At 45.8% G+C, this 579-nt stretch carries 1 protein-coding gene and 1 pseudogene; both read right to left on the bottom strand.

The features are described from left to right. Positions 1–344 (bottom strand): annotated as a pseudogene (locus WFH18_RS17675) (IS66 family transposase); the annotation flags it as partial. Between the two features lie 74 nt (positions 345–418). Then, positions 419–577 carry an IS66 family insertion sequence element accessory protein TnpB gene (gene tnpB, locus WFH18_RS18595; RefSeq protein WP_086591527.1) on the bottom strand — a complete coding sequence of 53 codons (159 nt, stop codon included), beginning with the start codon at positions 575–577 and terminating at the stop codon, positions 419–421. Positions 578–579: the final 2 nt, after the last annotated feature.

Consider the following 579-nt stretch of genomic DNA (forward strand, 5'->3'; position numbering starts at 1 on the left):
GGGGCTTTCTGTGCAGCTGCATTGGTTTTATCTGCATTCAGTCGTTCCAGTTCCAGATCAACCGCTGCAATATCTTCTTCAACCGCTTCATCCCAGAGATGGATTTGTTTTACGGTTAGATGTTCGTTTTTACTGCCGAATTTATGCTGTTTAAATAGTGCAAGCTCATGCTCGTATTTTTGATTGAGAATAGAAAGATGTTGAACTTTAGAATCTAATTGCTGATTTGATTGTTCCAGTTGTTGTTTAGATTGTGCCAGAGACTGATGCTGCATCGCCAACTGTCTGGTAAATTCCAGCAGTTGTTCATGGGTCAGTTGGCTTAAATCAGGCAGCGTATTCATGACCGCAGTATGCCTGAGGTCATGATGCAGAGGAAATAGAACGTTTGGAGAATAGCAGAATGGATGAGCCTGGTTTAGAGCATTGTTACCACTTGCTGCAGTCCGATTCTTTGCCAGGGCAAACCCTGGATCAGTGCCTGTAACTGCTCCGGGCTGATCGCCATACTTTCACCCTGGTGAACTTTAGCCCAGTGGAATTTCCCCTGTTCCAGCCGCCGGGCACACAGCCAGATAC

The sequence above is a fragment of the Acinetobacter sp. USHLN143 genome (genome assembly GCF_037145695.1).
GTDB lineage: Bacteria > Pseudomonadota > Gammaproteobacteria > Pseudomonadales > Moraxellaceae > Acinetobacter > Acinetobacter fasciculus.